The sequence below is a fragment of the Arthrobacter sp. Helios genome, from assembly GCF_023167125.1.
In the GTDB taxonomy this organism is placed as follows: domain Bacteria; phylum Actinomycetota; class Actinomycetes; order Actinomycetales; family Micrococcaceae; genus Arthrobacter_B; species Arthrobacter_B luteolus.
Genome location: NZ_CP095402.1, coordinates 575598 through 598039 on the forward strand (window position 1 = coordinate 575598; position 22442 = coordinate 598039).

Genomic DNA, 22442 nt, shown 5'->3' on the forward strand with positions numbered 1-22442 from the left:
CCAGGCCGCGCCGCCACCCCTGCCCCCTTCCCCGCGGCCACCCTCCCACCGCCGCGGACCAGGGGCCCGGGTGAATGCGGTAGGATTGTCAGCGATGCCTAGGCGAGGGAGGCCCCGGAAAAATCCGGAGGTACTCCGTTATCGACGGTGGCTGGCAACTTCTCAACTGCACCGCAGTCCCCTGGACGCGGGAAATGCAGCTGGTTCGTTCCGATACCGGCGCCGGATAGGCAACTCGAAGCCATTACGGAAGAACCACAACAGGAGTTTGTTATGTCTGATCAGAAGCTCGCAGCCACCACCCGCACCGACTTCGGCAAGGGCGCTGCCCGCAAGGCCCGCGTCGCCGGCAAGATCCCCGCAGTCATCTACGGCCACGGCGCCGACGTTATGCACATCCTGCTGCCCGCCAAGGCAACCACCCTCGCCGTCCGCACCCCGAACGCACTGCTGACGATCGACGTCGACGGCGAAGCCCACCTGGCCCTGGCCAAGGACATCCAGCGCGACCCGATCAAGCAGATCATCGAGCACATCGACCTGCTGACCGTCCGTAAGGGCGAAAAGGTTGAGGTTGAGGTCAACGTCCACGTTGAGGGTGAAGTTGCTCCGGGCGCCGTCTTCAACCAGGAAGCCGTGACCATGCTGGTCTCCGCGGACGCCACCAACCTTCCCGAGTCCATCAAGGTCAGCGTTGAAGGCCGCAAGGCCGGCGAGCACATCATTGCCGGTGACATTGATCTGCCGGCAGGCGTCGAACTGCTGCTGGACCCGGAGACCATGGTTGTCAACGTTTCCGAGCCCACGGTCCAGGACCTGGGCGAGGCTTCCGAGGAAGAGGCTGCAGCAGCTCCCGCAGCCGAAGAGGCCTAAGTCTTTCCTGCACGGTTTGCCGGGGCCTGAACTCCTGGACTGAGCCGTCCGGCAGCTTTCGGAACCAGTCCAAGGAGCAGTCCCACCTGTGAACAGCAATACCTGGCTTGTAGCCGGGCTCGGAAACCCCGGGCCCGGCTACAGCCGTAACCGGCACAACATTGGCCAGATGGTCCTGGACGAGGCCGCCGCCCGGATGGGCGCGCGCTTCAAGACGCACAAGGCGCGGGCCCAGGTCGCTGAAGGCCGAATCTCCCTTGGCGGCCCACGCGTCGTGCTGGCCAAGCCTTCGACTTATATGAATCTCTCCGGCGGTCCGGTGTCCGCCCTGGCCCGTTTCTACGGAATCGACCCGGCCCAGGTCATCGCCGTTCACGATGAGATCGATATCCCGTTCAATACTGTCAAGCTCAAGCTCGGCGGCGGTGAGGGCGGCCATAACGGCCTGCGCGACATCAGCAAAGCCCTGGGGACCAAGGACTACCTTCGGGTGCGGGTTGGTGTGGGGCGTCCGCCCGGGCGGATGGACACCGCGGACTATGTCTTGAAGGACTTCGGCACCGCCGAGGCAAAGGAATTGCCGTTTCTGATCTCAGATGCGGCTGACGCCTTGGAAATCCTCATTTCGGAGGGTCTGACCGCCGCCCAGCAGAAGTTCCACGGCGGGTCCTGAGGCCGTCCCTGCGGTAAAGCCCCACGTCATCGCATACAAGTAGTGCGGGGCATTTTTAGGGTATTTAACCAGTGCCGCCAGTGCCCCTGAAGAGCATTGTTTGAGCCTGACCCCGGGCCTAGACTGGCGTTAGCCTTCGGGCTCCTGAAGCGGGGCCGGCGTCGGGAGGCCTCCGAGACTGGGCCACCCCCATCCCGGCGTCGGTCCCTTTTCCTTTGTATGTTTCCCAACCCAGGTTGCCTGCACTGCCAAGTGTCGGCGGGAAACCATCTACTCAATGCCTTCCTATGAACGCTGATACGGCGTACGCTAACCCATTGACTCGTATGTTGCGGGGGCGCAGAAAAAACCGAATCAGGCAGCATGGGGGAACGCATATGGGATGGGCAGCCAGGGCTGCTTCTAGCCTGTTGACACCTTTGGAAGCTGCTGGCCGGGTATGACAGCGGCCAGGGCGCCGATGCCACTGGTGGGGCGCGAAAGCGTGCTGCACGGCATGCAAGATGCTTTGCGGAGCGGGAAGGGCATGCTCATCGTAGGCGCGCCCGGAATGGGTAAGACGGCACTGGCCACGGCAGTGCTGGAGGCAGCCGGCGGATTCCACGTCGTTAATCTTCACGGAACCCGGGTTTCCCGAAAAACCTCATACGGGGCCATGGCCTGGCTCATCACGGAACTCCCTGCATCGGCCAAACTGCACCCTGTCCAGGTCCTGCAGCAGCTGCGTGTCCTGCTCCGGCAGAAGGCCAACGGCCTCCCGGTCCTGATCTGCGTCGACGATGCTGAGGAACTTGATGACCTGTCCGCACTGCTGGTTTCGCAGCTGGCCCGCGGGGGAGATGCTACTGTCATCGCCACTGTGCAGGACATCCTGCTTGCAGCACCTGACCTGATTTCCCTGTGGTCCGAGGGTTATCTCCAGCGAACCGACCTTGAACCCCTGGACCAGGCGAGCACCCATCAGCTCATGGAGCAGACGGCAGGCGGCCCAGTGTCTGAGCGGGCATGGGCGGCGATGTGGACGGAGACCAGGGGCAGTCCGCAGTTCACCATCCTGATGACCCGCGAACAGATTAAGTCGCGGCGGCTGGTCCGAAGCGAGGGCGTCTGGGTGATGGCCGCACCCTATATCCACACCGGGGCGATCGCTGAACTGATCTCTGCCAGGCTGTCAGGGCTTTCGTCCGAGGAACGCAAAGTCGTGGAGATCCTCTCCTTTACCGTTTCCCTCCCGCTGAAGGCTTTGCTGGAACTGGCATCACCGGATGTACTGGACACGCTGGAGGAATCCGGAACGGTGGAGCTGACCGGCTGTCCGGTGCCCACTGTGCGAATCCGCAATGCCACCCTGGCCGCCGTGGTGGCGGAGAATGTACCGCTGGGCCGCAGCCACCAGCTGTGGAAGGAACTCTCAGCGGTGCTGGGCTCCAGCGACGGTCTGGACCCGGTTGCCACGACCGGCTATGCGTCCTGGTCGCTGGCCTGCGGGGCACAGCTGGACGGACAGCTGGTACTGCGGGCCGCAAAGGCAGCCAATGCCCGGGGGGACAACGCCGGAGCCCTCCTCTACATCAGGTCCGTTGCCGCGGAAAGCCGGAGCCAGGAACTTGTCTGCGAGGAAGTCAGGGCCCTGACCCTCCTGGGCGAGAACCAGCTGGCACTGAGCGTCCTCCAGCACTTCGAACCGGGGTTCGATGTCAGCCGCTCAAGCTGGGTTGAGCTGATGCTTCAAAAGGCCGGGCTGCTGCGCAGCCTGCCCAAGGCCGGCAACGCCCAGTCCGTCTTGGACAGCCTCCGCGGCAAGGGCCCTGCGGGAATTGACGGAACCCCTCCCCGAACGCCGTCGTACGACGCGGATACGGATGCATCCATCGTCCTTGCCCAGGCACATGCGTGGCTGGCGGAGGGAGACTACGCCCAGTCGGTTGAACCGCTTCTTGCCCTCGCCGGCCAGGAAGGTACTGCGCCGGGCCTGCGTGCCCTCGCAGCAGCCATGGCAGCCGAAGCCCTGAGCGTGACCGGTCGCGCCGGCGAAGCCATGGCCATGTTGGAGGACTTCGGGCCGCTGATCATGGCTCCGCAGGCCGCGCCGGACCAGGCGGCGGTCCTGACCCGTCTCTTCTACGCTTATTACGCGGCGGGGGAGCTGGACCGGGCGCGGGAGATGCTGCGTGCCGCAGAGAAGAACGAAGAGGGATTTTTCCGGGGCAACGGCGGAGAACTGGCAGACGGATTCCTGCGGGTTGCAGCTGGAGAAGGAGAGGCAGCGCTGGAATCCCTGCTGCCCGCCGTGGGGCAGCTGCGGTACCACGATCCGGAAAACCTCCTGCCACTGGCCGCCGCCCTGATGGCATACGCATACGCGCTCAGCGGGGATCCGGAGCAGGCCGCGGCCTACACAGCCCTGGCCCCCAGGTTCCGGCACCGGCCGCTCTGGTATGCCAGGCAGATGACCACCTATTTCAGGGTGCTTGCGGAGGAATCCGAACCACCGGAGGCAAACTCCCGGCGCCTGTTCCAGCTCGCCGAAGATGCTCTCGAACTGGGCAACGTGTCCTTTGCCCTCAGCTGCCTCGAACGCGCGGTGACGCTGGGGGACAACACCGCGGCAATGTTGCTGGCCAGAACGGCAGATGGGGCATCGGGTCGGTGGGCGGAAGTGCTGGCCCGGTACGGCCGGGGACTCGCGGAGGGGAACCCGGGGCTGCTTCTGGAAGCGGCCCGGGGCGCACAGGAACTTGGGCAGCACCCGCTGGCGCACCACGCAGCCCGGCTGGTGCGGACGGTAGCGGACACCGTGCCGCGGAGCATGCTGCGCGCAGCCGCCGCCGTGGAAAACGCTGCATTCCGGCAGCTGCGCCGGGAAAACAGCTTGGAGCAGAAACTTGGGGAGCTCAGCGAGTTCGACGCGGGGCTGGTGAGGCTGGCGGCGGGAAAACGGAGCCGGACCCAGATCGCCGAGGAACTCCACCTCTCACCACGCACCGTAGATTGGCATCTGGGCAAGCTCTTCGACAAGCTGCATGTATCCGGCCGCGATGAGTTGAGGGACGTCCTCCGGTAATCCCGGGGATGGATTTGGGGGAAATATGCAAGGTTTTGCTTCGCAGCCGATGGTGGGCCGGGAAGAAGGCATAGAAGCCGTCCTGGCCAGCATCCGCTCGCCGGAACTGCGGGGTGCCCTCGTCGTCGCGGAAGCAGGACTGGGGAAGAGCGCGCTGGCCAACGTGGTGGTTGGAGTCCTCGAATCGGAGATGCCGGTCCACCGCATCCATGCCAGTTCGGCACTGACCGGGATTCCCTTCGGTGCGCTCGCCCCGCTGCTGCCTGTCCTCTCTGCGAGCGACACGGACTCGCCGCTGGCTGTGATGCGGGCGCTGCTGGACCGCCTGCGTCCGGCAACGGAGACGGACACACCCACGCCGCCGTTGGTCGTCGTGGATGATGCGCATGCCCTGGATGAAGCCAGTGCCGATCTGCTTTCCCAGCTGGTGGCAGCAGGAACGGTGCGGATGCTGATCCTGACGCGCAGCATTACGGATATTCCGGCTGGAATACCGGCCCAGGTCTGGAGCGGAGTACTCGCCCGGCACCATCTGCTGCCCCTGACAGATTCCCAGGTTCACGATCTGTGCGGGCAGGTGCTCGGGGGGCCTGTACTGAGCACGACCAGTGCCGAGCTGGCCCGGATGAGCGGCGGGAACCCGATGTATGTGCTCGCGCTGATCGCCGAAACCCGGCGCACCGGCAACCTGGTCCCGCGCCGCGGAGTCTGGTTGCTCGGGGAAAACGTGCGCCCGCCCCAGGGCCGGCTGGGCGATCTCCTGAAAGCCCAGCTGTCGGGGCTTTCACATGATGAACGCGAAGCCATGGAGATCATTGCCCTGGCGGAGCCGGTACCCATCGGCGTCGCCTTTCGCCTGGGACTGCACCGTTCGGTTGATGCACTGACCGCCGCCCGGCTGGTCAGCGTGGAAGAGGACGGTCAGCGGCTTCTGCGCCCCCGGCACCCTTTGTACGGCGAACTGGTCCGGCACATGGTGCCGGCCGCCCGCAGCGCCCGCCTGCGGCAGCGGGTACTCGCTGTCCTGCCGCAGAACCCTGACTCCATGGACGGCCTGCTGCGCAGCGTCGCCTGGTCCCTGGACTGCGGCGCACCCGTGCCGGATCACCAGCTTCTTCAGGCCGCCTACATGGCAAATAATTTCTTCGACAGCGACTTCGCCCTCCGCGCTGCTCACGAAATCCAGGACCCCAATCTGCTGCCTGCCGCCCGGATCCAGACGGCGAGGGCGCACTACCAGCGGGGAAATTTCACCGCGGCGCAGGAGCTGGTGGCCGGAACGGTAGAGACGGCGAGGGACCTCACCACCGCCAAACTCGGCACGCTGCTGGACGTCCAGCTGCGCCAGCACTCCGACCGGGCCGGCTCCGGGCTGCGCCGGGCCAGGCAGACCTGGGAAGACGCGATCGGCCGCATCGAAGCAGCCGCCACAGCTGATGGAAGGAATGGTGCCGAACTGCAGGCGGACATTGCCTCCTCCCGTCGTGGAGCACGCCTGCTGGAAGCCTTGATTGCAGTAGCTGAAGGCACCTACCGCAGCACCGCGGCCGAGCTGACCAGCCTGCTTGCCAACGCGCGGGCCGAGGGGGACGCCGAGGCCACGATGATGGCACTCACACTGCTGGGTGACATCCACACTTGCAGCGGCCGCTCCGAAACTGCCGCCAATCTGACCCGTGAGGCGCTGGCAATCATCATCCGCAACGACCACAGGTTCCTGACCTACTACCAGTTCGTTCTCCACCGCCATCTCACGGCCCTGCTCTGGGCGGGGTACTGGGAGGAAGCCCGGGACACGATGCAGAAGGACTTTGCTGCCTCGTCCCGGAGCACCGGCCGGATTGGCGGCACAGTGGACATGTGCTTCGCCGTGATGGAACTGCGCCGGGGCCGGTTGAAGGATGCTCTGCCAAAGCTCACCGCCGCAGTCGAAGGCCTGCGGACCCATGATCCCGAAGGGATGCTGCCCCTGGCGTTGTCGATCAGTGCCCAGCTGTCCGCACGGCAGGGTGACCTCGCCCAGGCCGATGAAATCCTCGCGGACTGCGACGGACTAGAGCCGCGCGGGCCGGTTAACGCACAGATGATGGCAAGGGGAAACCGGCTCGCCGCCGAATACGCCAGAACGCAGGAACCCAGGGCGCTCACGGACCTTCGGGATCTGGCGGATCAGGCGGAGGAACTGGGGCTGGCCGCAGCGGAGTTCGAGCTGCGGGCGCTGGGCATGGGCCTGGGCGACCCCACGGTCATGAGCCGCCTGCTCAAGCTCAGCGAGGAGGTGCAGGGGCCCCGGGCCCGTGCCGCCAACGTGCTGGCCCGGGCAGTCCTCGACCAGGATGTGCCTGCCCTGCTTCACCTCGCCGTGGAACCGATGGACGCGGACAGCACAGCCCTGGGCCCGCTGGCGCTGCAGGAGGCCCTGCGCCTGGCCAAAGCAGTGGGTGACCGCACGCAGGTACAACGGGTCCAGCGGGTTATCGGCAAGACTTCCGAGGCCGCCGCCAGCAGCCGCAGCACCGCCAGGACACCGTCGCTGACGCGGCGGGAGAAGGATGTTGCCACCCTGGTTATCCAGGGCTACCGCAACGCCGAAGTGGCCGAGCGGCTGTACCTGTCCGTACGCACGGTCGAAGGGCACATCTACCGGATCTTCGAAAAACTTGGCATCAGCAAACGCGATGAACTGACAGCTGAGCTGCTGGGGGAGTAAATCCAGACTCTGACTACGCGGTAGGGAAGTACCCGTTCCGGGTAGCGGCAGGCGATTACCGGTAACCGGTACTCATCCGGCTCCAAACGCGGCCTTCGTAGGGTGATCCGCAGTAACAGGAGCTCAGCCGCCCACGGCTGCGGATAGAACAGCAGGTCTCAAAAGTGCACCCTTCGCCAACCGTTGGATCGGTCTTGCCCGAAAACGTCCTGAACGTGGCCGTGATCGGTGCAGGATACTGGGGTCCGAACCTGGCCCGTAACTTCCACGCCAGCCCGGACTGGCGCCTGAGCGCCATCTGCGACCTGGACCGGGAACGTGCCGGCCGGCTGGCGCACACTGCGGGCGGCGCAGCCGTCCAGGACTCGGTCCAGGCGCTGCTGGAAGACCCCGCCCTGGACGCCGTGGCCATCGCTACTCCGGCCCGCACCCACCATGCCATCGCCGCCGCCGCGCTGGCGGCAGGCAAGCACGTCCTCGTGGAGAAGCCCCTGGCCGACACCCTGGCGCACGGCGAGCAGATGGTGCGCACGGCCGACGCCGCAGGGCTGGTCCTGATGGCGGACCACACCTACTGCTATACCCCCGCCGTCCAAAAAATCCGCGAGCTGGTTGCCGGCGGCGAGCTCGGCGACATTTTGTTCATCGACTCCGTGCGGATCAACCTCGGACTCATCCAGCCCGACGTCGACGTCTTCTGGGACCTTGCCCCCCACGATCTTTCGATCCTGGACTTCGTGCTCCCGGGGGGACTGCGGCCCATTCAGGCGACCGCCCACGGATCCGACCCGCTGGGCGCGGGAACGGCCTGCGTGGGGCACCTCATCCTTGAACTCGACACGGGAGCCCTGGCCCACATCCACGTCAACTGGCTTAGCCCCACGAAGATCCGGCAGCTGGTGATCGGCGGCAGCCGGCGCACCCTGGTCTGGGACGACCTCAACCCCCAGCAGCGGATCAGCGTGTATGACCGGGGGGTCGATCTGGCCCAGCAGACCGGACTGGCCGAACGCTCCCGGTCCAACATTTCCTACCGGCTCGGCGATACCTGGTCCCCGGCGCTGCCCGAGCACGAGGCGCTGGCCGCCATGGTCGCGGAGTTCGCGGCCAGCATCCGGACCGGCCGGCAGCCCCAGACCAGCGGAAACTCCGGCCTGCGCGTCCTGTCCGTGCTCGACGCCGCCACCCGCAGCCAGCAGACCGGATCCCCGGCCGTGCTTCCCACCCTCGAACTGGAATCAGCCTCATGACACAGAACCATTCGCTGTACGGAGCCTCCATCCTGGTAACCGGCGGAGCCGGAACCATCGGATCGGCCATAGTCGACCAGCTCCTGGCTGCCGGTGCAGGTGAGATCCGGGTCCTCGACAATTTGGTGCGCGGCCGCCGCGCCAACCTGGCTGATGCCCTGGAGGACGCCCGGGTCGGGCTCTACGAGGGAGACATCCGGGACCGGGACCTGGTGCACGATCTCACCAAGGGAACCGACTACGTTTTCCACCAGGCCGCGATCCGGATCACGCAATGCGCCGAGGATCCCCGGCTGGCCCTGGAGGTGCTCGCCGACGGTACGTTCAATGTCCTGGAGGCCGCTGCAGCGCACAGCGTGCAGAAAGTCGTGGCCGCCTCCAGTGCGTCCGTGTACGGGCTTGCGGGGCAGTTCCCCACACCGGAGGTTCACCACCTGCATAACAACGACACCTTCTACGGGGCCGCCAAGGCCTTCAACGAAGGCATGCTCCGCAGCTTCAAGGCGATGTACGGACTCTCCTACACCGGGCTGCGGTACTTCAACGTCTACGGTCCGCGGATGGATGTCCACGGCGTCTACACCGAGGTACTGGTCCGGTGGATGGAACGCATAGCGGACGGGCTTCCACCGCTGATTTTCGGCGACGGTGCGCAGACCATGGACTTCATCTACACCGAGGACATTGCCCGGGCAAACCTGCTGGCCGCGGCGAGCGGCGCCGAGGGAATCTTCAACGTCGCCAGCGGTACGGAAACCAGCCTGCTGGAGCTGGCCCGCCAGCTGCTGGTGGTGATGGGGTCCGGACTCGACGTCGAATTCGGACCCGCCCGCGAGGTCAACGGTGTCAGCCGGCGGCTCGGGGACACCGCTGCGGCGCAGGACCGGCTGGGCTTCACGGCAGAAGTGCCGCTGGAAAAGGGGCTGGCGGAACTGGTGCAGTGGTGGCTTCCGCTCCGAGCGGAGATCGCGGCCGGACGCGGAGGGCAGGAACTGTGAACCGCATCAACGTTATGAAGCCGTGGCTCGGAGCGGAGGAAATTGCCGCGGTCAGCGACGTCATCTCCTCCGGCTGGATTGCGCAGGGGCCGAGGGTCGCGGCGTTCGAAGCGCAGTTCGCGGCCCGCATGGAGGCCGGGCACGCCGTCGCGGCATCGAGCTGCACCACGGCCCTGCACCTGGCGCTCGTGGTTGCGGGCATCGGACCTGGTGACGACGTCGTCGTGCCGTCCTATTCCTTCATCGCCACCGCCAATGCTCCCACCTATGTTGGTGCACGGCCCGTCTTCGCGGACGTGGACCTCACGACCGGAAACCTCACCGCCGAAACAGTGGAAGGGGCCCTCACCCCGGAGACCCGTGCCGTGATTGCGGTGGACCAGGGCGGTATGCCGGTGGACCTGGCATCACTGCGGCGGCTGTGCGACCCGCTGGGGATCACCGTCCTGGAAGACGCGGCCTGCGCTGCCGGCTCCCGGTATGCCGGGGCCCCGGCGGGGGCAGGCGCCGAGATCGCCGCCTGGTCCTTCCACCCGCGGAAAATCCTGACCACCGGAGAAGGCGGTATGGTCACGACCTCCCGTCCGGACTGGGCCCTGCGTGCCCGCGCCCTGCGCGAACACGCGATGAGCGTTTCCGCGGCTGACCGGAGCGCCAGTGTATTGGCCGCCGCCGAAACATACACGGAAGTAGGCTTCAATTTCCGTCTGACCGACCTGCAGGCAGCTGTCGGAATCGTCCAGCTGGGGCGGCTCGATGCCGCCGTCCGCCGGCGCCGGGAACTCGCCGGTGCCTACACTAAGGCCTTCGCCGAAATCCAGGGAATCCGCACACCCAGTGACCCGCCCTGGGGCGAGACGAACTACCAGTCCTACTGGATCGAGATACTGCCGGGCTTCAGCATGGACCGCGACGGAGTCCTGGCTGCGCTCGCGGAGGCCGGCATTTCAGCGCGGCGCGGGATCATGGCCTCACATCTGGAACCGGCCTACCGGAACCGGGACACGGGATCCGTGCCGCTGCCGGTCACCGAACGCCTCAGCGCTAACACACTGATCCTCCCGCTCTTCCACGAAATGACCGAATCCGAGCAGGCGAGGGTCATCGAGGCCGTGAACCGATGCGACAGGACACCGTGACCATGCCGGCCCTGCTGCTGCTGGCCGCGGGTGGGCTGGGCCGCGAAGTCCTGGCGTCCCTGCGGATGGTTAACGACTACCGGATCTTCGGCTTCCTCGATGACGACGAAGGGCTGCACGGGACGCGGGTTGACGGCGCTCCGGTCCTGGGCGGCATCGCCGATGCCGTGAACTACCCGCGCTGCCGGTTTCTGGCCTGCGCTGGCTCCGGCGCGGCGCGGGCGCAGATGCTGGCCGCCCTGGAAGCGGCAGGAATCGGTGAAGACCGGTTTGGGACCTATGTGGACCCCCGGGTCCACCTCCCGGAGGGCTGCACCGTGGGAACCGGCAGCATCCTGCTGGCGGGCACCGTCCTGACCGCGTCTGTGTCCGTGGGACGCCACGTAGCCGTGATGCCGAACTGCACTCTCACGCACGACGACGTCCTCGAGGACTTTGCCACGCTCGCCGCGGGTGTGTGCCTGGGAGGCGGCGTCCACGTTGGGTCCGGCGCCTACCTGGGGATGGGTGCCAGCGTGCGGCAGGGCGTGCGGATTGGGCAGGGAGCCGTAGTTGGCATGGCTGCGGCAGTGCTGCAGGACCTGCCGGCCGGCCAGACCTGGGCCGGGGTCCCAGCCCGGCCCCTGCAATCACACGACGCTGGGCTGGCGCCGGTTATGGCCGGAACCGATCGGGAGAGGACGGAACAGCAATGACAGCGGAGCACAAAATCCGGGTCCCGCTTGTGGACCTGGCCGCGCAGCAGGCCGAGGTCGACGAGGAAATCCAGGCCGGGCTCAAGGACATCTTCGCCCGGACCGCGTTCATCGGCGGCGCTGCAGTCGCCGAATTTGAGGCCTCCTACGCCCGGTGGCTGGGGGTAGGGCACTGCATCGGGGTCGGCAACGGCACCGATGCCCTGGAACTGGCACTGCGGGCCTGCGGCGTGGAACCCGGCGGGGAAGTGATCCTGCCGGCCAACACGTTCATTGCCACCGCAGAGGTGGTTTCGCGCATGGGCGCGCGGCCAGTGCTGGCCGACGTCGATCCGCAGCACCTGCTGCTGGATCCCGCCCGTGTCAGGGAGGCCGCAGGTCCAAACACCCAGGCGCTGATGCCGGTGCACCTCTTTGGGCAGACGGCACCGGTGGAGAAACTGGCAGAAACGGCCCGCCGCTGGGGCGCGGTAATTGTGGAGGACGCAGCGCAGGCCCAGGGAGCGGTGCGGTTCGGGAACCGGGCCGGAACGCTGGGTGACGCCGCCGGGACAAGCTTCTACCCCGGGAAAAACCTCGGCGCTGCCGGTGACGCGGGAGCGGTCCTGACCCGGAGCAGCACCATCGCCGAACGGGTCCGCCTGCTGGGCGATCACGGCAGCAGGGTCAAGTACCAGCATGAAATACCCGGCATGAATTCGCGCCTCGACGCGGTCCAGGCCGTGGTCCTCAGCGCCAAGCTGCGCCAGCTCAGCCTCTGGAATGACCAGCGGCGGCAGGCCGCCGCTGCCTACGGCACCCTGCTGTCCGGCATTGAGGGCATCACGCTGCCGGTCTCCGCGGAAGGCAACACCGACGTCTGGCATATTTACGCCATCCGGGTTCCCGCCGCTGAACGGAACCGGGTCCTGCGGGCACTGACCGCCGCAGGCGTGGGTGCCGCCATCCACTATCCGGTTCCGGTGCACCTGACCCGGGCATACGCCCACCTGGGGTACGGTCCCGGGGATTTCCCGGTCAGCGAAGAGGCCGCGGACCGTCTGCTGTCCCTTCCGATTTATCCGCATATTACCGGCGCCCAGCAGGAGTTCGTGGCCGAGACCCTGGCCGGGGCGCTGAAGTGACTTCCCGCCCCGATGCCGCCGGGCTGCAGGCCCTGGGAAGCCGGGCGGCCCGCGGAGCGCTCTGGAGCGGAGCGAACGCATTGATGATGAAGCTGGCCGGGATCGGCGTCATGGTGGTTGTGGTCCGGCTGGTCACACCGCACGATTTTGGTGTTTTCGCCGCAGCCCTGGTGGTCCACGCAGTAGTCTCCAGCTTTGGCGAGCTGGGACTGTCCTCCTGCGTTGCCCGCCGGGACCTGGACCCGGAGAAAGTGGCCTCGACCGTCGCCCTGCTGGCGCTGCTGAGCTCCTTCCTGCTGGCCGTTGGCATGGCGCTGGCGGCTGAGCCGCTGGCAGCAGCGCTGGGTGCACCGGAAGCTGCCGGACCCATCCGGGTGCTGTCCATTGCCGTGTTCCTGGGCGGGGTGTTTACCGTTCCCGGAGCGCTGCTGGTCCGGGAGTTCCGGCAGGGCAGGGTCTTCCTGGCCTCCATCATTTCCTTTGTGCCCGCCAATCTGATTTTGGTGCTGCTGGCGGTGAACGGCGACGGCGCCATGGCCTTCGCCTGGTCACGGGTGGCGGGCCAGCTGGTCAGCGGCGTGGTGATGGCCCTGAGCGTGGACCGGACCTACTGGCCGCGGCTGCGCCGGGCGGAGGTAGGGCCGGTGCTCCGGTTCGGCCTGCCGCTGGCCGGTGCAAACCTGCTGGGCTATAGCCTGCTGAACGCCGACTACGCGATTATCGGTGCATTCCTTGGCCCCGGGGAACTTGGTATTTATACGCTCGCCTTCACCGTGGCCTCCTGGTCAACCTCGGTGCTGAGTTCCACCATCAACTCGGTGGCGATGCCGGCCTTCTCCGCCCTCCGGTCCGACCCGGCTGAACTGCGCCGTTTCCTGGCGAAGACATCGCGGCTGGTGGCCCTCATCGCCTTTCCCATCTCCGCGCTGACCATCGCCCTGGCCGACGAACTGGTGGCTGTCCTGTACGGGCAGCCATGGGCGGCGGCCGCCCCCGTCCTGCGGGTTCTTGCCCTTTACGGAGGCCTGTTCGCGCTTTCCCTGCTGCTCTCCAATCTCCTGGTTGGCCAGGGACGTGCCGGTGCCGTTTTCGGAGTCCAGGCTGCCTGGCTCCTGATACTTGTCCCAGCCGTGGGACTCAGCGTCGGACCGTACGGGCTCCCGGGTGCAGCCTGGGTTCATGTCGCGGTCATTGCGCTCGCGGTTTTCCCGCTGTATCTGCATGCCGTGCGGAGCTCGGTGCCGGCGCCTGGCCGGCTGCTGGCCCGAGCCGCCGGGGCTCCGGCTGCCGCCGCCGCGGCGGCAGCCCTCCTCGGCCTGCTTGCCGCGGGTGCGGGCAACAGCGATTTCCTGCGGCTGCTGTTTGGCGGCCTGGCCGGATGCGCCGTGTACCTGATCCTTTGCGCCCCGATGATTCGCCGGATCCTCCCCGCAGCTCCGGCCGGACGGGCCGGGGAACTGCTTGCCGCCTATGACCACTTCGAACAGCCGCTCCGGCGCCCGCTGCGGCTCCCCAAGGAGGCAGGATGACCACCCCGCCCTACAACCGGCCGCGGCTGCTGTTCTTCCGCTGGGCAAGGCCGGGCCTTCCGGACTTCCTGAGCCGGCACCTGGACGAACACGTCCAGACCCTCGGGCACTTCTTCAACGTGCGGGTGATCGACCGGGACTGCGATTACGGGATCGAGTGTGACGAGTTCGAGCCTGCCCTGTGCGTCTTTGAATCAGGTGTCTACGCGGGTGAGCGGAACATCCGCAACACCGGAAGCCGTCCGGAGATCCCGAAGCTGGGGTTCCTGCATTCCGACGCCTACGACCTGGCCAGGGCTGTCTTCCTCTCCGATATGGAACGCTGGGGAGTGGAATCCTTCTTCACAAACTCCGTGGCCATGGCGGAATACACCCCGGAGATCAGCGACCGGCTCTTTGTCTGGCCGCACGCAGTGGATCCCTCGGTGTTCCGGCGGTATCCGGCGGATTCGGGTCCGGCGGACAAGAACATTCCGGTGCTCTTCACCGGCAGCCAGGAACGCCACTATCCCTGGCGGAACGCCGTCGGGCGGGTCCTGGCACAGCGCTTCGCGACCATGACCATGCCGCACTACGGGTGGGGGCTGGGCGCAGGCCGCACGGTGCACGGAACGGAGTACGCCCGGCTGCTCAGCTCAAGCATCTTCGTTCCGGCATGCGGCAGCATGTCCCGGGACCTCGTCCGGAAACATCTGGAAATACCCGCCGCCGGAGCCTGTCTGGTGGCTGAAGGCACGCCCGCGCTGGCGGCCTTCGGATTCGTGGACATGGAAAACTGTGTCCTGGGCGAACCGGGGGAGCTTGCGGACAAACTGGACTTCCTGCTGGCCGACGCCGGCCGGCTCGCGGACATCGTGCAGGCCGGACATGATCTGGTGCACACCCGCCACGTGCAGGACCGCCGAAGCCAGGTGCTCGAATGGCTTCAGCTTTCTGCGCGCCGGGGACCCGGGGAACGGATTGTCCAGGCCGGCCCCGCCGGCAGCCTGCTGCTCGCACCCGCCGAACCCCGGCCTGCTGCCTTCCTAGCCGGCGGCAGGGACCGGGAAATCCTGGCTGCCGGCTGGCGCGCCATGGACGCCGGGGACCTCGGCGGCGCCCGCCGGGAGTTCCTGAAGTGCCTGAACTTCTACTTCATCCCCGAAGCCGTGATTGGGCTGGCCTTCACCGAGCTGGCAGCCGGAAACGCACAGGCAGCCCGGGACTGGACCACCCAGGCGCTGACGGACACCTTCACCGACCGGTCGGCTCCGGACCCGGATCCCGTCCTGTGGGCCACGCACATCCGGGCACTGCTGTGTTCCGGGGAGTCCGGCCAGGCACTTGCGGCAGCCGGGCAGTTTCCGGCGCTGCGGCATCCCGAGCTTGAGCGGATGCGCCGGGCCCTGGGACTGGCCGCAGCCAGGCCGGCACCCGCCCGGGCATCGATTTGCCCGCCGCCGGCCCGTTCGGAGGAACAATGGGAGCAGGAACTGGCCACTCACCGGCAGGCCTGCAGCCTGGCTGCACCCGCAACGCCGGGAAAGGCATCAGCCCGTCTCATGAAGCAGCGCATCCGCCGCCGCATCCGCTGGCGGCTGCGGACCGGGCCGGTAAAGGAAGTCCGGCTGCGCCTCTCACCGGTCAAGGCAAGGCTGCTCGGCGACGACTGGTCGCGGATGATCACTGACCTGGTCCGGCGGGAGGGACTGGACGAAGCGGTGCTGTTCGGGCGCCCCGCCAACGACCGTTTCCAGCGCGCGCTGCGCCGGGGCCTGGATCTGAATCCGTCACTGCCGCCGCTCACTCAGGTGCCGGCTCCGGGACCCGCTATTACGGGACCCGGACCCGCCCTGCCTGGTGCCCACGGCCACCGGGTGCTGGCGTTTGTGGCCGACCCGGCTGCCGCTGCCGGGGCCGCAGGCTTCCTGACCGGGTGCTCGCTGGTCATCGTCAATAACACTTTTGGTCCCGAAGGCTACCGGCTCGTCACCGAGCTGACGGCTGGAAACAGGCTGGTGCTCCTCGCCCACGACGCATTGAAGGGCCGGATGATCCTTGGCGGAACCGGATCTGGATCCGTTATGCAGCAGAGCCTCGGCCGGACCCGGAGCCACCCGGTTCCCCAGACCGGCGGGAGGAACGAATGAGGAGCAAGGGTCCGCTGATGTGGATTGCCGGCACACCGTGGGACGGTGTTGCCGGCACTGAGAAACAACTGGCCAGCGCCCTCGCCCGGCACCGTGGGGTGGTCTGGGCCGATCCTCCGGCGCCGGTCTTCGGCGGCCGGGCACAGGGCATCTTTCCCTCTCTGGAAACGGTCCACCCGGGAATCCGCCGCCTCACCGTGCCGGTCCCGCCAGGTGCGACCCGTCCGGTGGTGCGGGTGGCTGTCGACTGGATCCTGCAGCGCGCCTTGAAGGCACTGCCAGCATCCGGACAGGGAACCGTGGTGGTTGCCGGGCCCATGGGCAGGTTCCCGCGTGACACAGGGGCTTTCAAGGTCTTCTTTGTCACCGATGACTGGCCCTCGGGCGCAGCGCTGATGGGGCTGCCAGCCGCCAGGATCCGGCACTGTATGAAACGCAACCTCCAGGAAGCGGACGTGGTGGCGGCAGTCTCGCCGTACCTGGCCGGAACGCTGAGGCAACTTCATCCCGGGGCTGAAGTCCTGGTGCTGCCGAACGGGTGCCTGCCCCCGGTGGCCGGCCCGGCCGAAAAACGCCGGCCCGGTGCCGCGTTGGTGGGACAGCTGAACGAACGGCTGGATCTGGACATTCTCGACGCCGTCGCCGCGTCGGGCACGGACCTGACGGTCATCGGCCCGCGCACCGAACGCGACGCCGCCGTTGGTGCCCGGCTTGACGCGCTGCTCAGCCGCAGCAACGTCACCTGGCTGGGGGAGATGTCCGCAGCCGCGGCTGCCGAACAGCTCGGAACGGTGACCGCCGGCATTACCCCGTACGCAGACTCGGAGTTCAACCGGGCGAGCTTCCCGCTCAAGACCCTGGACTACCTCGCCGCAGGACTGCCCGTCGTCGCCACCGACCTGCCCGCTGCCCGCTGGCTGGACACCGGACACATCGCCCTTGAGAGCAGCCCGGAGGGTTTCGCCGCAGCCGTCAAGCGGCTCGTCGGCGAGACACCGAATCCGGTTTTGATCCGGCAGCGGCAGGGGATTGCCCGCGAAAACTCGTGGGATTCCCGGGCCGGGACGCTGCTGCAGGCCATCGACGATGCGGCGCCTGCCTTTGCGGGTGATCACTTCCTCCTCACCCGCTTCAACCTGCCGACCCGCGGGGCGGAAAGCCTGGTGCGCGCCCGAGAAGGCTGGCTGCGGGAACGGGCAGGGCTCTTTGAACGCTACTGCCTCCCCTCAGTCGCCGCGCAAACGAACAACCGGTTCCGGTGGGTCATCTACTTCGACCCCGAAAGCCCGGACTGGCTGCGTGAACGAATCCGCAGCTGGTCCGCGGACGGGGCATTCACGCCGCTCTACCGGGCGTCGGTGGGCCGTGGCGAACTCCTGGCGGATCTGCGCGGGATGGTTCCGGAGCCGGGAAACCTGCTGATGACCACAAACCTGGACAACGACGACGGCGTAGCGGCCGGTTTTGTGGACCGCCTGCAGCAGGCGGCAGGGGCGGTGCAGCCGGCGCGGACAGCGGTGTATCTGCCCCGGGGACTGATCCTGCAGGGAACCGCGCTCTACGCGCGCACCGACCGGACAAACGCCTTCTGCTCGGTCGTGGAACCGTGGCAGGACGCAGTGACGTGCTGGAACGACTGGCACACGCTGCTCGGACGCAGCATGCCCGTTCGGGAAGCGGCCGGTCCGCCGGGCTGGCTGCAGGTTGTCCACGGCGGGAACGTCAGCAACCGGATCCGGGGCAGGCGGACGGCGCCGGAACCGTACCGGGCATCATTTCCAGGGCTGCTGGATTCGGCTGAACCACCGTCACGGCGGGAACGGGTGCGGGAGATGTTCCTGACCCTGCCGCGCCGGACTTTCCGGGACGGGCTGCGCAGGGCGGGTAAGACCGTGCTGCTGCGGGTGGCAGGCAAAGACGGATTGGACCGCATCAAGGAACAGCTTGGTACCCGCCAGGGTGCCGGAAGAACGGGGACATCATGACCGCGCCGCAAAGCCTGCGGGTGCTAGCCCGCCGCTGGTATCTGATCCTGGTGGGGGTGCTGCTCACCGGGGTGCTCTGCGCGGCGGCGAACCTGCTGGTTCCCCCTTCCTATGATTCGCAGGGAAGCATGGTGCTGATGCCGCCGGCGGCGGCGGTAGGTGAAGCCGGGAACCCGTACCTGCAGCTTGGTGGCATGAGTGAAGCCATGGACGTCCTGGTACGGCAGTCGAGCGCCACCGAAATCCGTGAGCAGATCCTGGAGGGCTATCCGTCCGGCACCTATGTCGTTGAGCCGGACCGGACCACCAGCGGCTCGATCATAGTGGTGCACGCGACCGCGGACACCCCAGAGGAGTCGCTTGGACTCCTTGACGACGCCATGGCCACAGTTCCCGATACCCTCGCCAGGATGCAGGACGAACTTGGGGTTATCTCCGGGCAGCGGATCGACATCATGCCCGTGGTGGTCGATACCGAGGCTAAGTTCAATTTCAAGCAGACCGTCCAGGTGGTGGCGATGGCCGGCCTGGCCGGCCTGGCCGGAACCCTGATGCTGACGGCGCTGCTGGACGGTCTCCTCACCGGCCGCAGGCTGCGGAAAGCGGCGTCTGGCCGGGACCGGGGACAGCCCGGCCGCAGCACACAGACGGAACCGGAATCCGGGCCAGGAACCGGCCGCGCGCAGCCGGAAACCGCCCCGGCGGGTACTGTCCGCCCCGGCAAGGCGGGGCGGGGACAGGCCACCGGCCCCCAGATACCCGGTGGCCTGCCGGGTACCGGAACGGGAGACAGCTTCGAGGAAACGGCAGAGCGAACCACCGTAGCCGGCCGGGACACCGTGCCGGCGAAAGAGGCAGGGGTCCGTTGACAGCCGCACAGCTTTTCGGCGCACTGGCCAGGCGCTGGTACATCCTCCTTGCCGGGTTGGGCTGCACCTGTGCCGCGTTCATTCTCCTGGGGCAGTCCGGAACGGTCTATGCGGCACAGTCTGACTATGTCTTCGTGGCACCGGGGGTCCCAGGCGAGAGCCGCCAGCTGACCATGGCCGAACCACAGACGCTGATCGATTTCACGGCCATAGTGGAGCGGAAAGTCCTTACCGGCACCAAACCCGCGAAGCTGGCTTCACCGTCCGCATCCCTCTTTGGCACCGGGATCCGGGAGGGCATCTCAATCAATATGCTGGACAGCGGCGGGCAGTGGGTTCCTTCCTTCAGCCGTCCGGTCCTGTCCGTCCAGGTGGCAGCTCCGTCACCGGCAGCGGTCCGGGACGGGATGGACGCCGTGCTGGCCGAGGTGCGCAAGGTGAGCACGGATCTCCAGCGGGAGTCGGGCGCCGAGCCTGGGTCCTTTATCACGGTGGAACGTTCCCCCGAAGACCTGAACATCACGTCCTTCGGCAAAACCCGCACGGGGGAAGTCAAGGCCTTCGCGGCCCTGGCGGCGGCAGGGCTGGGACTTTCCTGCGCCGCTGCCGCCGCCGTGGATTCCGCAGCCGCACGCCGGACCGGAAGAACGCTTTGACCGCCGTAGGCAGGCGCCCGGCTGGACTGGCACCCGGACCGGATACCGGGCGTGCGGCAGGGGACGCCGTGGCTTTCCTGACGATCTATCTCGTCCTGACACTGGCCGTTCCCTCCTACCTGACCATCACGCCACTCGGCGCCATCGGCAGGCCGTCTACGCTCTGGGGAGTACTTGGACTGTCCTGGTGGGCATTCGAACGTCTGCGGCGGCCGGCTCCCGCCGCCGCAGGATCACCCGCGGTCCGTACAGCGCTGCTGCTGTTCCTCGCGGGTGTCCTGATCAGCTATGCCACGGCCAATCTGCAGGGTATGCCGCCAACCGAATCCACGCCCGCGGACAGTGGGCTCATCCGGGTGGCCGGCTGGGTCGGCATCGCCCTGCTCGCCAACGAGGGCATCACATCGATGTCCCGCTGGCTCTGCCTGATGCGCCGGCTAGTCCTGATCGGCGGGCTCTCGGCCCTCCTGGGACTGGCACAGTTCCTCACCGGTCAGAGCCTGCTCGAGTGGATACAGCTGCCGGGCTTCAGCGCTGACACCGCCTACACGGTGGTCTCCAGCCGCGGGGAATTCGTCCGCCCCTCCGGTGCCGCCTCGCAGCCGCTGGAATACGCGGCGGTGCTGTCCATGGTTCTGCCGGTGGCGTTGATGCTGGCGCTCTCGGAAAAGCAGCGGAACTTCGCGGCACGCTGGTGGCCGGCCGCCGCCGTCGCCCTGGTTACCGTTATTTCCGGTTCCCGTTCCGCCTTCATCGGTGCCGCTGTTGGAGTACTCGCCCTGGTGCCCGGCTGGTCTGCCGCTGTGCGGCTCAGGGTCCTGGGTGCGGCGGTGGTTCTGCTCGGAATCGTCTATGTCACGGTGCCCGGCATGGCGGGAACCATCCGCGGCATGTTCCTGACGCTGGGCAACGATTCGAGTTCCCTGTCCCGGACGGACAGCTACTCAGTTGCCGTGGAAATAGCCTTGCGGAATCCGTTCTTCGGACGCGGGTTCGGTACGTTCCTGCCGCATTACCGGATCTTTGACAACGGCTACCTGACGGCCCTGGTCGAGCTGGGGCTGGTGGGCGCCGGGCTGCTGATCCTGATGCTGGCCTGCGCACTCGCGGCCGCACTCCGGCCCGCGTTCGCGGCGGCCACGAGGGGAAGCGCGGTCCGGGCGCAGGGGAGCGCCGTCGCAGCATCCCTGCTGGCCGGCGGGGTCCTGCTGGCGATCTTCGACGGCCTCAATTTCTCCATGTCCGCTGCGCTGCTGTTCCTGATGTCCGGGGTAGCCGGGGCATTCCGCGGACTCCATCCACTGCCGCGCCAGAGCACCATCCGTACCCGGGAGGAACCATGACAGAACAGGGCACCCGCTGCCGGCAGCGGCGGATCCGGCCGGAAGCCACGGCGGTTGTCCTCGCTGCTGCGCTCGCCTTGGGCCTGGCCGGGTGCACCGCCGGGGCAGATACCCCGGCGCAGGTCCAGGACCAGCCCGGGGACCTGGCGCTGCCGCGTATTCCATGGGAGGGCGGGCCGGCCTACTGGTCCGGCTACGCCAACGCGGACGCGGCAGGATGGTCGGATCCCTCATTCTTCCCGATCGTTGCGTGGCACAACGGCATCAGCAGCAACGAGGAGGTGCAGTACGACAAATCGCTGGGCATCAACACCTATATCGGCCTGTCGGAGGACACCAACTTCCAGCTCTTTGAAGACAACAACGTGTTTTGGATCGGCGACGCCGTCAACGAAACCTTCTCTCCGGACAGCCCGAACTGGGTGGGATCGTTCCTTGACGATGAAGTGGACGGCAGGTTCAGCCCGCAGGAGGGCGTGCGGCGGCTTGAGGCCAGGGCAGCGAAAGCACCGGAGGGAACGTTCAAGATGGCGAACTTCACCCAGATGGTGATCAGCACCGATATGCCGCCGCGGGATGCGGAGAACCTGGTGAACGGCCCCACCGACGTCGTGTCCATGGATATGTACTGGTACACCGTTCCGCATTGTTCGCTCCAGCCTTACCGCAGCCCCTATCTGGTGCCGATCAGCCAGCCTGCCTGCCGGACGGCGTCGAGCTACGGGCGGGCCGTGGAAGCCCTGCGGATGCGGGACGCCGCGGACGGCGCCCTGCAGCAGATCTGGCATTTTGTCGAGAACCTGAATGGCGGTCCCGCGGAGGGGACTTTCTCCGGCTACGTGCAGCCCGGCGCCGTGCAGGGGGCGGTCATGAGCGCCGTCATCAATGAGGCCCGCGGCATCCTGTATTTCAACCAGAGCTTCTCCGGGCCCTGCGAAACGTCCAACGTGTTCCGGGCCTCGCAGCTGGACCCGGACTTCTGCGGACGGGAGCAGATCGAGGCGGTGAAGGACGTCAACACGAAGATCCATGCGCTGGCCCCGGTCATCAACACCCAGTCCTACGAACACCGTTTCGGTGACGGACTGGACACGATGCTCAAGACAGATGGAACCCATGCATTTGTCTTCGCAATGACCGAGGGCGGCACCGGGGCAGGGCCACGGACCTTCCAACTGCCGGAGGGAACTGCCGGCGGGCAAATCGAGGTGCTCTTTGAGGACCGGGCCATCGAGTCCGACAGTTCCGGGAAGTTCACCGACAGCTTCGAGCAGGAGTACTCCTATCACGTCTACCGTGTTCCGCTGGCGCCGTGAGAGTGGCACTACCTGCCCGGGTGGGGGACTGCGCGGCGCGAACCGCGGGCCTGCCGGTAGGCGCCACGCCTTTTATTTCCGCTCCCCGG

16 protein-coding genes are annotated in these 22442 nt (G+C 67.0%); all 16 read left to right on the top strand.

Going from position 1 to position 22442, the window contains the following annotated elements; genetic code table 11:
• The first annotated feature begins 273 nt into the window (after nt 1–273).
• The 16 genes from ArtHe_RS02550 (at nt 274) to ArtHe_RS02625 (ending at nt 22353) form a co-directional block, all read left to right on the top strand.
• Nucleotides 274–873, top strand: a complete 600-nt coding sequence (locus ArtHe_RS02550) for a 50S ribosomal protein L25/general stress protein Ctc (RefSeq protein ID WP_248318593.1) — start codon at nt 274–276, stop codon at nt 871–873.
• 88 nt (nt 874–961) lie between these two features.
• The gene (gene pth, locus ArtHe_RS02555; RefSeq protein ID WP_248318594.1) at nt 962–1546 is read left to right on the top strand and encodes an aminoacyl-tRNA hydrolase; all 585 of its coding nucleotides are present in this window, start codon (nt 962–964) and stop codon (nt 1544–1546) included.
• Nucleotides 1547–2006: 460 nt separating this feature from the next.
• Complete coding sequence (locus ArtHe_RS02560; RefSeq protein ID WP_282568724.1) at nt 2007–4610, top strand: LuxR family transcriptional regulator; 2604 nt, start codon at nt 2007–2009, stop codon at nt 4608–4610.
• Between the two features lie 25 nt (nt 4611–4635).
• Nucleotides 4636–7320, top strand: coding sequence for a helix-turn-helix transcriptional regulator (locus tag ArtHe_RS02565; RefSeq protein ID WP_248318596.1), 2685 nt, complete (start codon nt 4636–4638; stop codon nt 7318–7320).
• Between the two features lie 194 nt (nt 7321–7514).
• Nucleotides 7515–8570 (top strand): Gfo/Idh/MocA family oxidoreductase, encoded by a 1056-nt coding sequence (locus ArtHe_RS02570; RefSeq protein ID WP_248318597.1) that lies wholly within the window; start codon nt 7515–7517, stop codon nt 8568–8570.
• Nucleotides 8567–9568, top strand: a complete 1002-nt coding sequence (locus ArtHe_RS02575) for an NAD-dependent epimerase/dehydratase family protein (protein WP_248318598.1) — start codon at nt 8567–8569, stop codon at nt 9566–9568. The genes ArtHe_RS02570 and ArtHe_RS02575 overlap by 4 nt, the downstream gene beginning before the upstream one ends.
• 14 nt (nt 9569–9582) lie before the next feature.
• Nucleotides 9583–10707 (top strand): DegT/DnrJ/EryC1/StrS family aminotransferase, encoded by a 1125-nt coding sequence (locus ArtHe_RS02580; RefSeq protein ID WP_248319647.1) that lies wholly within the window; start codon nt 9583–9585, stop codon nt 10705–10707.
• Nucleotides 10689–11402: an acetyltransferase gene (locus ArtHe_RS02585; protein WP_248318599.1), complete on the top strand. Its 714-nt coding sequence runs from the start codon at nt 10689–10691 to the stop codon at nt 11400–11402. Before ArtHe_RS02580 ends, ArtHe_RS02585 begins: the two co-directional genes overlap by 19 nt.
• Nucleotides 11399–12526 (top strand): DegT/DnrJ/EryC1/StrS family aminotransferase, encoded by a 1128-nt coding sequence (locus ArtHe_RS02590; RefSeq protein ID WP_248318600.1) that lies wholly within the window; start codon nt 11399–11401, stop codon nt 12524–12526. The genes ArtHe_RS02585 and ArtHe_RS02590 overlap by 4 nt, the downstream gene beginning before the upstream one ends.
• The gene (locus ArtHe_RS02595; protein WP_248318601.1) at nt 12523–14055 is read left to right on the top strand and encodes an oligosaccharide flippase family protein; all 1533 of its coding nucleotides are present in this window, start codon (nt 12523–12525) and stop codon (nt 14053–14055) included. The genes ArtHe_RS02590 and ArtHe_RS02595 overlap by 4 nt, the downstream gene beginning before the upstream one ends.
• Entirely contained in the window at nt 14052–16184 is a 2133-nt protein-coding gene (locus ArtHe_RS02600) for a glycosyltransferase (protein ID WP_248318602.1), read from the top strand. Before ArtHe_RS02595 ends, ArtHe_RS02600 begins: the two co-directional genes overlap by 4 nt.
• The gene (locus ArtHe_RS02605) at nt 16181–18169 is read left to right on the top strand and encodes a glycosyltransferase (protein WP_248318603.1); all 1989 of its coding nucleotides are present in this window, start codon (nt 16181–16183) and stop codon (nt 18167–18169) included. Before ArtHe_RS02600 ends, ArtHe_RS02605 begins: the two co-directional genes overlap by 4 nt.
• Nucleotides 18166–19038 carry a hypothetical protein gene (locus ArtHe_RS02610; RefSeq protein WP_248318604.1) on the top strand — a complete coding sequence of 291 codons (873 nt, stop codon included), beginning with the start codon at nt 18166–18168 and terminating at the stop codon, nt 19036–19038. Before ArtHe_RS02605 ends, ArtHe_RS02610 begins: the two co-directional genes overlap by 4 nt.
• Nucleotides 19035–19694, top strand: coding sequence for a hypothetical protein (locus tag ArtHe_RS02615; protein ID WP_248318605.1), 660 nt, complete (start codon nt 19035–19037; stop codon nt 19692–19694). Before ArtHe_RS02610 ends, ArtHe_RS02615 begins: the two co-directional genes overlap by 4 nt.
• Nucleotides 19695–19762: 68 nt before the next feature.
• On the top strand, nt 19763–21037 hold the full coding sequence (locus tag ArtHe_RS02620; RefSeq protein WP_248318606.1) for an O-antigen ligase family protein: 1275 nt from the start codon (nt 19763–19765) through the stop codon (nt 21035–21037).
• Nucleotides 21034–22353 carry a hypothetical protein gene (locus ArtHe_RS02625; protein ID WP_248318607.1) on the top strand — a complete coding sequence of 440 codons (1320 nt, stop codon included), beginning with the start codon at nt 21034–21036 and terminating at the stop codon, nt 22351–22353. The genes ArtHe_RS02620 and ArtHe_RS02625 overlap by 4 nt, the downstream gene beginning before the upstream one ends.
• Nucleotides 22354–22442 lie beyond the last annotated feature (89 nt).